This window comes from Pseudoalteromonas sp. SCSIO 43210 (genome assembly GCF_054133285.1).
This window is the reverse complement of record NZ_CP087225.1, coordinates 1,854,500-1,867,922: the sequence shown is the minus strand read 5'-3', so window position 1 is coordinate 1,867,922 and position 13,423 is coordinate 1,854,500. Positions and strand designations below refer to the sequence as shown.

Annotated in this window: 11 protein-coding genes; 5 read left to right on the top strand and 6 right to left on the bottom strand. The window is 38.9% G+C overall.

What is annotated here, in order from left to right; genetic code table 11:
* Window positions 1–328: 328 nt before the first annotated feature.
* From LOS73_RS08025 to LOS73_RS08015, 3 genes are all read right to left on the bottom strand, one after another.
* Window positions 329–1,429 carry an HNH endonuclease gene (locus LOS73_RS08025; protein ID WP_457934793.1) on the bottom strand — a complete coding sequence of 367 codons (1,101 nt, stop codon included), beginning with the start codon at window positions 1,427–1,429 and terminating at the stop codon, window positions 329–331.
* A complete protein-coding gene (locus tag LOS73_RS08020) occupies window positions 1,426–2,022 on the bottom strand; it encodes a class I SAM-dependent methyltransferase (RefSeq protein ID WP_033030057.1) in 597 nt (198 codons plus the stop codon). The genes LOS73_RS08025 and LOS73_RS08020 overlap by 4 nt, the downstream gene beginning before the upstream one ends.
* A 207-nt stretch (window positions 2,023–2,229) precedes the next feature.
* On the bottom strand, window positions 2,230–3,474 hold the full coding sequence (locus LOS73_RS08015) for a UPF0149 family protein (RefSeq protein WP_033030061.1): 1,245 nt from the start codon (window positions 3,472–3,474) through the stop codon (window positions 2,230–2,232).
* A 229-nt stretch (window positions 3,475–3,703) separates the two neighbouring features.
* On the opposite strand from LOS73_RS08015, the gene LOS73_RS08010 reads away from it, so the two are divergent.
* The 4 genes from LOS73_RS08010 (at window position 3,704) to LOS73_RS07995 (ending at window position 8,055) form a co-directional block, all read left to right on the top strand.
* Window positions 3,704–4,441 (top strand): substrate-binding periplasmic protein, encoded by a 738-nt coding sequence (locus LOS73_RS08010; protein ID WP_033030064.1) that lies wholly within the window; start codon window positions 3,704–3,706, stop codon window positions 4,439–4,441.
* Between the two features lie 46 nt (window positions 4,442–4,487).
* Window positions 4,488–5,225, top strand: coding sequence for a substrate-binding periplasmic protein (locus LOS73_RS08005; protein ID WP_008136841.1), 738 nt, complete (start codon window positions 4,488–4,490; stop codon window positions 5,223–5,225).
* Between the two features lie 184 nt (window positions 5,226–5,409).
* On the top strand, window positions 5,410–7,008 hold the full coding sequence (locus LOS73_RS08000) for an ABC-F family ATPase (RefSeq protein ID WP_081824564.1): 1,599 nt from the start codon (window positions 5,410–5,412) through the stop codon (window positions 7,006–7,008).
* A gap of 603 nt (window positions 7,009–7,611) precedes the next feature.
* Window positions 7,612–8,055 (top strand): REP-associated tyrosine transposase, encoded by a 444-nt coding sequence (locus LOS73_RS07995; RefSeq protein ID WP_083503362.1) that lies wholly within the window; start codon window positions 7,612–7,614, stop codon window positions 8,053–8,055.
* A gap of 470 nt (window positions 8,056–8,525) precedes the next feature.
* On the opposite strand, the gene katG is transcribed toward LOS73_RS07995, so the two are convergent.
* Window positions 8,526–10,706 (bottom strand): catalase/peroxidase HPI, encoded by a 2,181-nt coding sequence (gene katG / locus LOS73_RS07990; protein WP_457934792.1) that lies wholly within the window; start codon window positions 10,704–10,706, stop codon window positions 8,526–8,528.
* 657 nt (window positions 10,707–11,363) lie between these two features.
* Here katG and LOS73_RS07985 point away from each other — a divergent pair.
* On the top strand, window positions 11,364–12,272 hold the full coding sequence (locus tag LOS73_RS07985) for a tetratricopeptide repeat protein (RefSeq protein ID WP_033016400.1): 909 nt from the start codon (window positions 11,364–11,366) through the stop codon (window positions 12,270–12,272).
* Window positions 12,273–12,292: 20 nt separating this feature from the next.
* On the opposite strand, the gene LOS73_RS07980 is transcribed toward LOS73_RS07985, so the two are convergent.
* Together LOS73_RS07980 and LOS73_RS07975 are read right to left on the bottom strand one after the other, a co-directional pair.
* Entirely contained in the window at window positions 12,293–12,613 is a 321-nt protein-coding gene (locus LOS73_RS07980) for a hypothetical protein (RefSeq protein ID WP_007379036.1), read from the bottom strand.
* A gap of 9 nt (window positions 12,614–12,622) precedes the next feature.
* On the bottom strand, window positions 12,623–13,384 hold the full coding sequence (locus LOS73_RS07975) for a nuclear transport factor 2 family protein (RefSeq protein ID WP_007379035.1): 762 nt from the start codon (window positions 13,382–13,384) through the stop codon (window positions 12,623–12,625).
* Between the last annotated feature and the right edge of the window lie 39 nt (window positions 13,385–13,423).

The following is a 13,423-nucleotide window of genomic DNA, read 5'->3' as shown; positions in this document are numbered from 1 at the left end:
AAGCGAAGCTTCGCAGCACGAGGAAGTGGAAGCATGGATGCTGACAGGAACCCAGCTTCATGGACGAATTACCTCATACAATGTCAAAATATTTCTCAAATGCCGCCCTTTGGTTGCCATCGCCAACGCGATATAACCTCGAATAGAGGTTTTTTTAATCCTTTAAACCCACATCAAAACACCAATTTATGAGCGCGATATAAAATCGCACCTACACATTAATTACACCGAAGTTTAAAAGCTTCGCTTTTCGCGCGAGCAAGCTCAGCGCCTACAAGTTAAAGCGCGTGATAAACTCCCGCCTACAGCACGAACTACAAATTCTGCCTTACACGTCATACCTTGGCTTTTCTTCCGCTACTAAATCAAGCCCTGTACTTGGTTGCTTATATTTAAAACTAGCCGCTTCTTCAAAATAACCTTTTTTTATCCATAACTTTGCACTGTTAACCTGTGCAACCTGATATGCCCAATTACTTACTGCAAGTGACTTATCTGAATCACAATTAAAGAAATCACTAAGTTCATTTGTTAAATGCTGGCTATTAGTCACTAAATTTTGTTCTTGCCAGCGTTCGCGGTACAGTTGGGCGGCTAAAAAATCGCTTTTACTGTTATTACAGGTGCTATGTGCTGCCACAAAGTTATGACCTAAATCATTTGCGTAGCGGGAAAACGGTATAAAGTGATCAACCTCAATAGCGTTTTTCATTAGCTTTTGGCAATAAAAACAGGTGTTTGATTGCAACTCTACTAAAATAGGTTTGGCTTTAGTGAGTGCGTTACGGTCTACGCCAAATAAAAATTCGTGTAGTTGGCTTTGCGGGCCAATAAGCGCTTGGTTGTGTTTTATACTTTGAATTTTTTGCAGCCATGCGTTTTTTGCTAAATAAACAACTAGGTCGTAAAAACGCCTAAAGCAGCTAGCAATACCTGCATTTAACGTGATGTATGATTGGCCTTTTATATGGGGATACAAAAAACACTCTTCTTTGCCATTTAATTTTTGTAATAACCATAGCGGGCCCTCTTTAATGGTTTTTAATGTTGAGCTGCGTATATTTTTCCAACCTTGGCTCTTTTTTAATTGGCTAATTGAATTTATATTATTTAATTTTGCATCATGAAGCGTAGTTATAATTTTGGCTTGTTTACTGGAGTCGGTATTTTGTAAAAGTAGTTGCTCTGTATTGTTACCAGTTGCGCCAAATGGCGATGCTTGGTGCCAATATAAGGTAATAAATTTATCGACTAATTCATCAAATTTTATTTGTAACTGTGCTTGTGGATCAGCGTGATGTTTTTCGATACTAATATCAGCCAGTGCATGTAAAAGTGCAAACTTATAAGTAGCACTAAAATCACCTTCAACTAATAAGCGCTGAATATAAGCAATAAAGTCGAGCTGTTGCTGCATTGCTCCAATCATAAAACGTGCACTACTTTTATAAGCGCATTTAGCCACACTTCACTTTCGCGCTCTGGGCGCTTGTCAACGCTTTGCCATTGTTTAATCGCTTTTAACTGCGTATGACTAAGTAAATGCGTTAAAGCATTTTCGTTTAAATCGGTAAATTCACGACCATTATGCACACGCTCTGACTCGCCATATTTAAACGATACATACAAAACACCATTGGGTTTAAGCGCATTTTGTAGGTTTAAAAACACCTGCGGTAACTCAGCTTTTGGAACGTGCAATAAACTAGCGCAGCACCAAATACCGTCGTATTGATTTACACAATTTAGCTGTTGGAATGTTTTAACCGCTACAAGTTGTTGTAAATAACTGCTTGCCAACTCTGCCAGCTCTGGGCTTGCATCAAACGCACTTACAGTGAAACCCTGCGCTTTAAAAAATGCGGCATCGCGTGCACTGCCACAACCGGCATCTAAAATACTCCCGTGTTGTGCTACGTGCGGTAAAAACTCAGCATAAAGCGCCGACATATCAACGTTTAGTGTTGAGTCGCTAAAGGCTTTGGCATTTTGATTGTAATAAGTAAGTGTGGCGTTTGACACGAGACTCACCGCTCCTTGGCTAATCGTCTAACAGCTAAGGCACTGTTAATACTGCATTCATTATTTGTTCAATCTACAGGAACAAGTGCATTAAATACAGGTTTAATAAGTAGAAATTTTTAAATTAATACGCTGTTATTATTAAGCGCTGATGTGAGTACTAAGCGCGATATAAATCACGCTTAGTACTTTTTACGCGTTTAGTTATTACTTTTTTCTTAGCCAAAAAAGACTCGCGGGAACCGAAATCCATGCCTGTTTACCTAACGACTCAAGGTAAACACCCACCTCTTCTTTACTGCCTGGGCTGTAATATGGTGGCTGTTGTTCTTTTAGTTTTTCTTGCCCGGTGAGTATTTTGGTAAAGTGTTTATTTTGCTGCTGGAGCATTTTTTTGTAATCGTTTGCGGGTTTTGAATCGCCATGCATTACAAAAGCACTTAGCGCACGGCTTGCTGTTGCGTGTAGTTCTTGAAAGTCAAAGTCGGCTAATAAAGCCTCTAACTTCTCCCACTCTTTATTTATAATTAGGCAGTTCATTAATAAAAAGCGGTTTGCTTGATTATCGTTTGGGTTTAGCTTTAGTAACTCTTCGAGTTCTGATTGTGCTTTTACGGTATAACCATGCAGTGCGTGTATTTTTGCTCGATGCGCGCGAAGCATCATATAGGGGCGAGTTTCTTGTAGTCCCCAAAAATGCCCAGCATTGTCTTTAATAAATTGCTTAGTTATAAGCCCACCTTCCATGATTTCTAGCAACATTTGCATTGGCTCAAGCGCTTTTAGCTCTGTATCGGCGAGTACAAGTCCAAGTAATTCATCAAGCTCATCTAACTCATTTGGTTCTTCGTCTAAAAAGCTGTTGTTAAATACAGCCTCATCTTCGTCACTTAAAGTTAGGTCGTTACTAAATCGAAGTTCAAAAATAGCGTCGGCCATAAAATAAACATAATTACGTTTATATTCTTGGGCGTTATATTGGGCAAATTCACCAAATTCTTTTGCTGCTGCTTTTTCACTAGAAAATGCTTTTAAAACGCTGTTTAGGTTATTAAGGGCCTGTTTTTGCTCTGCATCGAGCATGCGTTTATTTATATGTTTAAGCGCCTGTAAAACCCCTTTACAGTAACTTGGTAGGGGCATATTAGGTTTTAGTGAATCACGGTAATCTTGTTTAGATAGGCTACACTTAGCAGGCATTTTTAATTCGTTTTGAATTACTTTTTCCATGCACTGGTTATACAGAGCCATTAAGCTTTCTAAGTATTTTAGTTCAGTCGCATTTTGAACATTAAGATCTCCAAATAGATCTGGTTGCCACTCACTAGGGTTAAGCATTTGTGGTAATACACCCAACCCCATTAAATAACCCTGAATAAAGTAATAATCTGGTTTTTTAGTGCTCAATTCACTGAGTTTTACAACATCGTTACGTATTTTGGTTGGCGACATAACTTGCTCTACTATTCATAAATTTATTTGTAGTGTACCGATTGATAAAGTTAGCAACAATATTTTTTCTTAAGTTTATAAAATAAGTGCAATTGTTAAACTTAAACGCTCAGCTACCTTTCTCTGCTTAGTGAGCTATTTACATTTTTACACAACCCCAGCACTAAAATGCTCAAGCTAGTTTATACTGTATTAAAAACAAACAATAATTAATTGTATTAGAGGCGTAATGAATAAACTAATAACCCTATTTATTTGCTTAATTTTTAACGTGTCGCCTACTGTGTTTGCTTGCGAAAGAACTTTAAGTGTTGCATCGCACGATGCATTTTGGCCGCCATATGTGTTAGGTATTAATGGTGAATTACAAGGCGCAGAGGTAGATGCACTTAACATTATATTTGCCGGCTCGCCTTTTTGTTTTAAGGTTGAATTACTGCCTAATTCAAAGCGCGCTTTTGTTGAGCTTAAACATGGCCGAATTGATTTAGGCTGGGCGGCTAGCTATACCGATAATCGTGCTAAATATGTTCATTTTAGTGAAAGTTACCGTACGGAGGTAATGCGTTTATACGAAAACAAAAACAACCAGCACAATGTTGATAGCTTAGAAGATATTTTTAAGCAAGGCCTTACTGTAGGCGCTAACTTTGGTAGTTATTACGGTGAAGAATTTGAACAATATAAAACAACGTATAAAAAACAAATTGAGTACACCAGCGCAGTGAGCAAGCGCTTCGAAATGCTTAATAAGCAACGTATTGATTTTGCAATTGAAGATGAGCTAGCGAGTGCTTATTTTATTAAACGAAGCTCAAACTTAGCACCGGTTAAAAATATCAAATTTATAAATAAAGACGCAATACATTTAATGCTAAGCAAAGATACGGTGTCGGTTGAAGAGCTTGAAGTAATAAATAAACACATAAAAAACAATCAAACGGCACTTAAGGCGCTATTTGAGTAATGTTTAATTGCCAGCTATAACCGCAAGCGCAATTAATTGGAGTGTAATGAAAACTATAATAGTCGTTTTTGCTGTATTACTGTTAAGTACCTTTAATACGCACGCATGTAATAAAACTTTTGAAGTTGGCACAAATGAAAATTACTGGCCACCTTATGTTGAGCTAAAAAACGGGGTGTTGTCGGGTATTGAAATTAACGTTATAAAAACGTTGTTTAAAGGCTCCCCTTTTTGCTTGAAATTTAGCGTATTACCTAGCTCTTTACGCGCACAAGAAGAGTTAAAGCAAGGCCGTATAGATATTATGTTTGCGGCAACTAAAACTAAAAAACGAAGCGAATTTGCGTATTTTAGCCAAAGCTACCGTGACGAGGTTATGCTGCTTTATAAAAATACGCTTTCCCCTAATTTAAGTTCAATTGAACAACTATTTAGCCAAGGCTTTAGTATTGCCGTTAATCGAGGTAGTTATTATGGCGCGCAGTTCGAGCAACTTAAAAAAGCATATCCTAAGCAAGTTGTGCTTATTTCGACCGCCGATAAGCGCTTTGAAATGCTTAATAAACAGCGGGTAGATTTTGTGATTGAAGACGCTTTGTCGGGGCTATTTTTTTTGAAACAATCATTAAATATTGAACCGGTTACTAATATGGCATTTTTTAATAAAGCCCCTGTGCATTTAATGCTGAGTAAAAAAACGGTTACGCTTGATGAACTATCGGTTATTAATCAATTAATTCAAAAAAATAAAAAGGCCACAGAACGTATTTACCAAACTTATTAACTGTTTTGAGCTGTAAAATCACTTATCGCTATCTGTTTTTGCTTTAATTTAAAGCGCCTTTTATCTTCCCTTCCTCTTGGCTGATCTGTATAATTCGCCAGCTAATTTACCCTATTGTCTGGTTCTTGTTTGTGGCGTGTTGCTGCAGCGTACTCCTGTCAGTACTTATCTAGGATTACCTTTTTTGATCTCCACCGCAAATATTACGATGCAGTTTGGCGCAGAGCCGTTGTTTGAAAACATTTCAGCTAAATTTGGTAACGGCAACCGTTACGGTTTAATTGGCGCTAACGGTTGCGGCAAGTCGACTTTCATGAAGATTTTAAGCGGGGCGCTTGTGCCAAGCGCGGGTAATGTATCTATTACTCCAGGGTTAAAAGTAGGTAACCTAAGCCAAGACCAGTTTGCCTTTGAAGAGTATAGCGTTGTAGACGCTGTAATTATGGGTGACGTTGAGCTTTGGAAAGTAAAGCAAGAACGCGAACGTATTTACTCTTTGCCAGAAATGAGCGAAGACGATGGTATGAAAGTAGCTGAACTTGAAAGCGTATTTGCTGAAATGGACGGTTACACGGCAGAAAGCCGCGCTGAAGAAATTTTGCTAGAAGCGGGTATCGATAAAGAATTTCATTATGGATTAATGGCAAACGTTGCACCTGGTTGGAAGTTACGTGTGCTTTTAGCACAAGCGTTATTTGCAAACCCAGACATACTGCTACTCGATGAGCCTACCAATAACTTGGATATTCATACAATTACGTGGCTTGCCAACGAGCTTAACAAGCGTAAATGTACGATGATTATTATTTCGCATGACCGTCACTTTTTAAACTCTGTATGTACACATATGGCCGATATAGATTATGGCGAGCTGCGTATTTATCCTGGTAACTACGAGAAGTTTTTAGAAGCAGCAGGGCTGCAGCGCGAGCAACTTTTAGCTGAAAATGCTAAAAAGAGCGCTGAAATTGACGAGCTACAAGACTTTGTTAACCGTTTTGGTGCTAATGCTTCAAAAGCAAAACAAGCAAGTTCACGCGCTAAAAAAATGGATAAAATTAAACTTGATGAAGTTAAATCGTCGAGTCGTATGAGTCCATCGCTTTCGTTTGACGAAGGTAAAAAAATGTATCGTCAAGCGCTTGAAGTTAACAAGCTTGGCCATGGTTTTGATGGCGAAAAGTTATTCACTGGCGGCGACCTACTACTAGAAGCTGGCGCTAAGCTTGCTGTTATTGGCGAAAACGGGGTAGGTAAAACTACTTTTTTACGTTGTTTAGTTAACGAGCTTAAAAGTTTAGAGGGCGAAATTAAATGGTCTGAAAATGCGACCTTTGGTTATTGCCCGCAAGACAGCACTAAAGATTTTGATAACGATTTAACCTTGTTTGATTGGATGTCGCAGTGGCGCACAGTTAATCATAACGATTTAATGGTACGCGGCATGCTGGGTCGTTTGTTGTTTACAGCTGACGATTCAAATAAAAAAGCGCGCAACTGTTCGGGTGGTGAAAAAAACCGTTTGTTATTCGGTAAGTTAATGATGCAAGACGTTAACGTTCTTGTTATGGACGAACCAACTAACCACATGGATATGGAAGCCATTGAAGCGCTTAACAATGCGCTTAAAGACTTTGAAGGCACGCTAATTTTTGTAAGCCATGACCGTGAGTTCGTATCGTCATTAGCGACGCGTATCATTGATATTAAAGATAAAAAAGTAATCGACTTCCAGGGTACGTTTGACGAATACCTTTCAAGTTGTGAAGAGAAAAAAGCGTAAATTTTTCTCATTACTTTTAAAAACGGTGCTAAATTTAGCGCCGTTTTTTTATGGGTGGTAAATAGTGAATTTGGGGATTTTTGCATAACCCCTGTAGACGCACAGCTTGCTGGCGTGTAAAAACGCAGTTTTTAGGGTATTAAGCAATGAGAAGCCTTGCTTCTCACGTGAGCAAGCTCTACGTCTACAAATCATATTCTGAAACTTGGGTATAAACCCTGTAGACGCACAGCTTGCTGGCGTGTAAAAACGCAGTTTTTAGGGTATTAAGCAATGAGAAGCTTTGCTTCTCACGTGAGCAAGCTCGACGTCTACAAGTCATATTCTGAAACTTGGGTATAAACCCTGTAGACGCACAGCTTGCTAGCGAGTAAAACGTAGTTTTTAGGGTATTAAGTAATGAGAAGCTTTGCTTCTCACGTGAGCAAGCTCGACGTCTACAAGTCATATTCTGAAACTTGGGTATAAGCCCTGTAGACGCACAGCTTGCTGGCGTATAAAAACGTAGTGAGCAAGCTCACGTTTACTTCAAGGTACACCATATAACTTGTTGAACAGTGCGTTTTATCTATATTTATAAAAACCCAATAAATTAAAATCTTTATGTATTCATCTAAAAAACTATTAACTGGGCGCTACACCTGCGAAAACCAATTTTACTCTGTCACAATATGTACTAAAAAAAGAACTCAGATATTCAAAAATTTTGAAAGTGCATGTATAGCAATAAGAGGATTGGTTTATATGCAAAACAAGGTAAATACTATTTGCTATACGTTAATGCCAGATCATTTACATTGGTTGTTTCAATTAAAAGATTTACCTCTTAATGATGTTGTGAGGCAATATAAAAGTATTACCACAGTGAATATTAATAAGTTTAATTATTCTAATGGGTCAATTTGGCAGCAAAACTATTTTGAGCATCAACTTAGAACTGAAGAGGATTTAATTAACCAGGCACGTTATATTGTTGCAAACCCTTTACGTGCTAAGCTTGTAAATGAGGTTGGAGAATATCCATTTTGGGACTGCGTATATTTATAATGGCATATTTAAGTAATGAGAAGCTTTGCTTCTAACGTGAGCAAGCTCGACGTCTACAAAATTCAAACCACACATACATTTACTCCTATATACAAAGCAATGAGAAGCCTTGCTTCTCACGTGAGCAAGCTCGACGTCTACAAATCATATTCTAAAACTTGGGTATAAACCCTGTAGACGCACAGCTTGCTGACGTGTAAAAATGCGGTTTTTAGGATATTAAGTAATTAGAAGCCTTGCTTCTAACGTGAGCAAGCTCAACGTCTACAAATCATATTCTGAAACTTGGGTATAAGCACAGCTTGCTGGCGTGTAAAACGTAGTTTTTAGGTTGTGTGATTCAATGATTAGAAGCTCTCGCTTCTCACGTGAGCAAGCTCGACGTCTACAAATATATGTTTGCCACTGCGTTATAAATAAAAAAGGGGGAGTAATTAATTACTTCCCCTTTTTTATGTTCATCGCACAGATTATTTAATATCAAACCTGTCGGTATTCATTACTTTTACCCATGCATTTACGAAGTCGTGAACAAAGCGTTCTTTGTTGTCGTCTTGCGCATAGAACTCAGCAAGTGCACGTAAAACCGAGTTTGAGCCAAATACTAAATCAACACGTGTTGCAGTCCATTTAGTTACGCCGCTTGTACGCTCTACAAGATTGTACAACCCTTTTTCAGTAGGCTCCCAGCGGTACGCCATATCCGTTAAGTTTACAAAAAAGTCATTACTTAAGGTGCCGACATTACTTGTAAATACGCCATGCTGACTGCCATTGTGGTTAGTGCCTAACACGCGCATGCCACCAAGTAATACTGACATTTCTGGTGCACTTAAACCCATCAACTGGCTACGCTCTAGTAAAAGCTCTTCCGCGGATACTACATAGTCTTTTTTCAGCCAGTTTCTAAAGCCGTCATGAATGGGTTCAAGCACATCAAACGATTCGGCATCGGTCATTTCGTCTGTTGCGTCCCCTCGTCCTGGCGCGAACGGTACGGTTACATCAACACCAGCGCTTTTAGCTGCTTGTTCTACTGCGGCTGTTCCGCCTAAAACAATTAAGTCGGCGATGCTAACTTGCTTGTTTAAACCTGCTTGTACTTTTTCAAGTGCAGCTAGTACATTTGCTAAACGTGTTGGTTCGTTACCTTGCCAATCTTTTTGCGGTGCTAAGCGAATACGTGCGCCATTTGCGCCACCACGGTGATCAGAACCACGATAAGTACGAGCACTGTCCCATGCCGTGCTAATTAAATCAGCAGCGCTAACGCCGCAACTAAGTAATGTTGCTTTTAAATCACTAATTTCGGCGTTTGTGAGTGTGTAGTCAACGGTAGGTACTGGGTCTTGCCAAATAAGATCCTCGCTTGGCACATCGGCACCTAAATAACGTGATTTAGGACCTAAATCGCGGTGAGTTAATTTAAACCAAGCACGAGCAAACACATCTGAGAAGTAATCAAAATCGTTATAAAAACGCTCAATAATTTTACGATACGCTGGATCCATTTTCATGGCCATATCGGCATCAGTCATTATTGGGTTTAAACGAATTGATGGATCTTCTACATCAACAGGCTTGTCTTCTTCTTTAATATTAACCGGTTCCCACTGATGAGCGCCTGCTGGGCTTTTTGTTAATTCCCATTCGTAGCTTAACAGTAGTTTACAGTAGTCGTTATCCCATTTAGTTGGATGGGTAGTCCATGCCCCTTCAATACCAGAAGTTACTGTATCGCGACCAATACCACGTGTTGTGGTGTTGTTCCAACCAAGACCTTGCTCGTGTACATCAGCAGCCTCTGGCTCTGGCCCTAGGTTTTCGGCTTTACCGTTACCATGCGTTTTACCTACGGTATGCCCACCTACGGTAAGTGCTGCTGTTTCTTCATCGTCCATTGCCATACGCGCAAACGTTTCGCGAACTTGTGCTGCTGTTTTAAGTGGATCGGGTACACCATTAACACCTTCTGGGTTAACGTAAATTAAGCCCATTTGTACTGCGGCTAACGGGTTTTCCATTGTGTCTGGCTTGTCTACATTGGCGTAGCGTCCGTCGCTTGGTGCGAGCCATTCTTTTTCGGCTCCCCAATATACGTCTTTTTCAGGATGCCAAATATCTTCGCGCCCGCCTGCAAACCCAAAGGTTTTTAAACCCATTGATTCGTATGCCATGTTGCCCGCTAAAATAATTAAGTCGGCCCACGAGAGTTTATTGCCGTATTTTTTCTTAATTGGCCATAATAAACGACGCGCTTTATCGAGATTGCCATTATCAGGCCATGAATTTAGCGGAGCAAAACGCTGATTAGCTGTACTGCCACCACCACGCCCGTCAGCTAGTCTGTATGATCCTGCTGAGTGCCATGCCATGCGAATCATTAAACCACCGTAATGGCCCCAATCGGCTGGCCACCACTGCTGGCTTTGCGTCATTAAGTGTTTTAAATCGGTTTTTAAGGCTTCTAAATCTAGTGTTTTAAATGCTTCAGCGTAGTTGAAATCGCTGTCATATGGAGTCGTTTTTGTATCGTGTTGATGAAGTATGTCTAAGTTAAGGGCGTTTGGCCACCAATCGGTATTTGGATTAGACGTTTTAGTATTACTACCATGCATGACCGGACATTGGCCTGCTTTAGGGTTGCTCATTCTGAAATCCTTATAGTACAAAAGTAACGGTTATTTTATTTAGTTGGTTTATAACTTAGTACACCGGCCTAAATACTTATGTGTATTTAATATAGGCTTATAAATTATGCTATACCAGCACCGAACGGCTGTTTAAAACGATTGCTGTCATTTATAATTTTGATGGATAGTTAGTTGTGCATACTTTTTACTGCACTTTCTAACTGTATTTAAAATACGAGATTAAAATATTTATCTTAACTTTTTTAGAAGACCTGTGATCGCACTGAAAAATTTCGGCGTATTGATAAGTGAAGGGCTCAAAAGTGGCTTTGATTTACTTAAGCGCACATTGGAATATCCCCCTTCACCATGAAATTATAGTTATAACGATAAAGGTGTATTACTTAAGCCCAATACACCTTTACTTTATAAACCAGATACCTTGTGTATCTTCTTATTTTAACTAACTGAATTGAGTTAAGTAATTGTTCAGCTAAATTCAGTTAGTATGCAATTTATCTCCTGTATTTCCCTGCAACTTTTGTTGTTTTAGCAGTTTTGGCCAGTTCACCTTGAACTGGCTTTTTTTTGTAAAATTTTTGGCTTCACTAGCTTTGTGCCTTTTAGCTGTGCGTGTTAAAGTTACACTCGTAATTAATTTAACTAGGCATACCAATGCGTTATTACATATCCTTACTTTTTGTTTGTTTTACATTTTTTTTGGCTACTGTGAACGCAGCAGAACAAAGGCCAGAAGTGCTCACTGCGCAAGAACAACAACATGCCCTTAGCCAACTAAAGGAGCCTATGTATAAACCACTTTTAGAACGCTACGTTTTAGATGAACTAAAAGCAGTACGACAAGATCAACAAAAGCTACGTGAAGATGTAACTAAACAAGTTACCCACGCCCAACTAGATACCGCTGATCGTGCGCTCACATACACAACCGATACCATTAATAATGTGTTTTTTATTATTACTGCCACGGCATCTATTTTGGTTTTAGTGGGTTGGAACTCGCTACGTGATGTTAAAAATAAAGTAGAAGATATTGTAAATACACGCGTAAGTGTAATTACGGATGAATACGAAGACAGATTAAAAATTCTTGAAGAAAAACTGCGTGTACGCTCTGAAGAAATACTCAGTAACCAAGAACGTATATCGGTTACCAACGAGGTTCATTCGCTATGGATGCGCGCCAATTTAGAAAGTGATTTTGCAAATAAAATTGAAATATTTGATGAAATTTTAAAACGTAAACCAGAAGATGTAGAAGCAATAGCTTATAAAGCTGACGCACTACTGGAAATTAACGAAACAGCGCAAGCAATTGAACTATGCAATCAAGCCATTGATATAGATAGTGATTATGGCTACGCATACTGGCAAAGAGCCTGTGCTTTTGCCCTAATACATGAGCATGCAGATGCCCTAGCAGATATTAAAATGGCACTAGATTACTCGCCTAATTTACGTAATGAACTATTACACGAAAGTGCATTTGCAAGCTTACACGATAACGAGAGCTTTAATACAATTGTGGCTGGTGAAGCGTCTGGAATACAATTAAATTTATAGTATGCTGCATGCAGTGCATTTTAACGTTTAAAATATAAATCTATTGCTTTAGCGAGCAGCTCGTCGAGCTGCTCTTCAAAATTATCTATATCAATATCAAAATGATTTAAGTACGCCTTAGCTTGTACTTGCGATAAGTTACGGCTATTTACACTGTATTGACGCTCATCTTTTTGTTTATCGTAACGAGGTAAAAAGACAAACAAGCCGTAATAAGGCGATTTAATATGCTTGTTAGCAAAACGGCAAAAATCTTCTATATGGTTAGCACCATCAGGCCCTAAGCAGCCTGGTTCAACTCGGTACATTAAGCGAATTTTTCTTTCGTCACTTATTTGCATAACAGTCCTTTAACGGAAAAATAAGACGCGTATTATTTTCCCGTCTTTAATTTGATAGCTCGAAATTAACTCTGAACGTTTATCTACAACGTTTTTATCAGTGGAGCATGTTTCTGATAACTCATGATCTATTACTATGTCACCATGCACTATGCGCTTAATTGGCGATGAGTGAATACATTTGAGTTTTTTAAACATTAGCCCATAACGTGCGATTAGTTTTTCTTTACCTTTAAATAATAGCTCATTTGGGAAAATATAAAACTCTACATCTTCAGAGTACACGCGAATAAACTCTTCAATGTTACGTGCGTTGTAAGCGTTGACCAATTGCTCAACCACGGCAAGTGACTCACGTGACTGCTTTGCCTTAGTTTGCTGCTTAGTAGTAAGTGCCTCTTTAGCTTGCGTAACTGCTTTTTCGGCCTCAGCAACAGCCACTGCTTTCTCTACTTTATTTTTTGGCTTTTCTACTGGCTGTGGTGCTTCGTTACCGAATACTTTTGAATCATCTGTTTTAGCGGTGTCGATTACCGGTTTTTTAAGTTCGGGCGCTTTGTATTCAAGAGTATTAATTTTATCGTTAGCATCTATTTCAGTTGCAAAGTTATCTGTGTTGGTATTTTTTGAGACTGAGTCACCTTTATTTGTAACAACTTGCTCTGCACTTTTGAGTTTTGGCTCGGTTACTTCAGGTTGTTGATCTGAGGCATAACTAATCAATGCAACTGTGGTGATTAATGAAGCTAAAATAATTGATAACGGTTTCATAACTTTCCTAATATGAACACTAAACGCGTAATGTGGTGC

Excerpts from the sequence above, each read along its gene's own strand:
- LOS73_RS08010 (WP_033030064.1), top strand. The coding sequence starts at position 3,704 with ATGAATAAACTAATAACCCTATTTATTTGCTTAATTTTTAACGTGTCG.
- LOS73_RS07985 (WP_033016400.1), top strand. The coding sequence starts at position 11,364 with ATGCGTTATTACATATCCTTACTTTTTGTTTGTTTTACATTTTTTTTG.
- LOS73_RS07975 (WP_007379035.1), bottom strand. The coding sequence starts at position 13,384 with ATGAAACCGTTATCAATTATTTTAGCTTCATTAATCACCACAGTTGCA.
- LOS73_RS08015 (WP_033030061.1), bottom strand. The coding sequence starts at position 3,474 with ATGTCGCCAACCAAAATACGTAACGATGTTGTAAAACTCAGTGAATTG.
- LOS73_RS07980 (WP_007379036.1), bottom strand. The coding sequence starts at position 12,613 with ATGCAAATAAGTGACGAAAGAAAAATTCGCTTAATGTACCGAGTTGAA.
- LOS73_RS08025 (WP_457934793.1), bottom strand. The coding sequence starts at position 1,429 with ATGATTGGAGCAATGCAGCAACAGCTCGACTTTATTGCTTATATTCAG.
- LOS73_RS08005 (WP_008136841.1), top strand. The coding sequence starts at position 4,488 with ATGAAAACTATAATAGTCGTTTTTGCTGTATTACTGTTAAGTACCTTT.
- katG (WP_457934792.1), bottom strand. The coding sequence starts at position 10,706 with ATGAGCAACCCTAAAGCAGGCCAATGTCCGGTCATGCATGGTAGTAAT.
- LOS73_RS07995 (WP_083503362.1), top strand. The coding sequence starts at position 7,612 with ATGTATTCATCTAAAAAACTATTAACTGGGCGCTACACCTGCGAAAAC.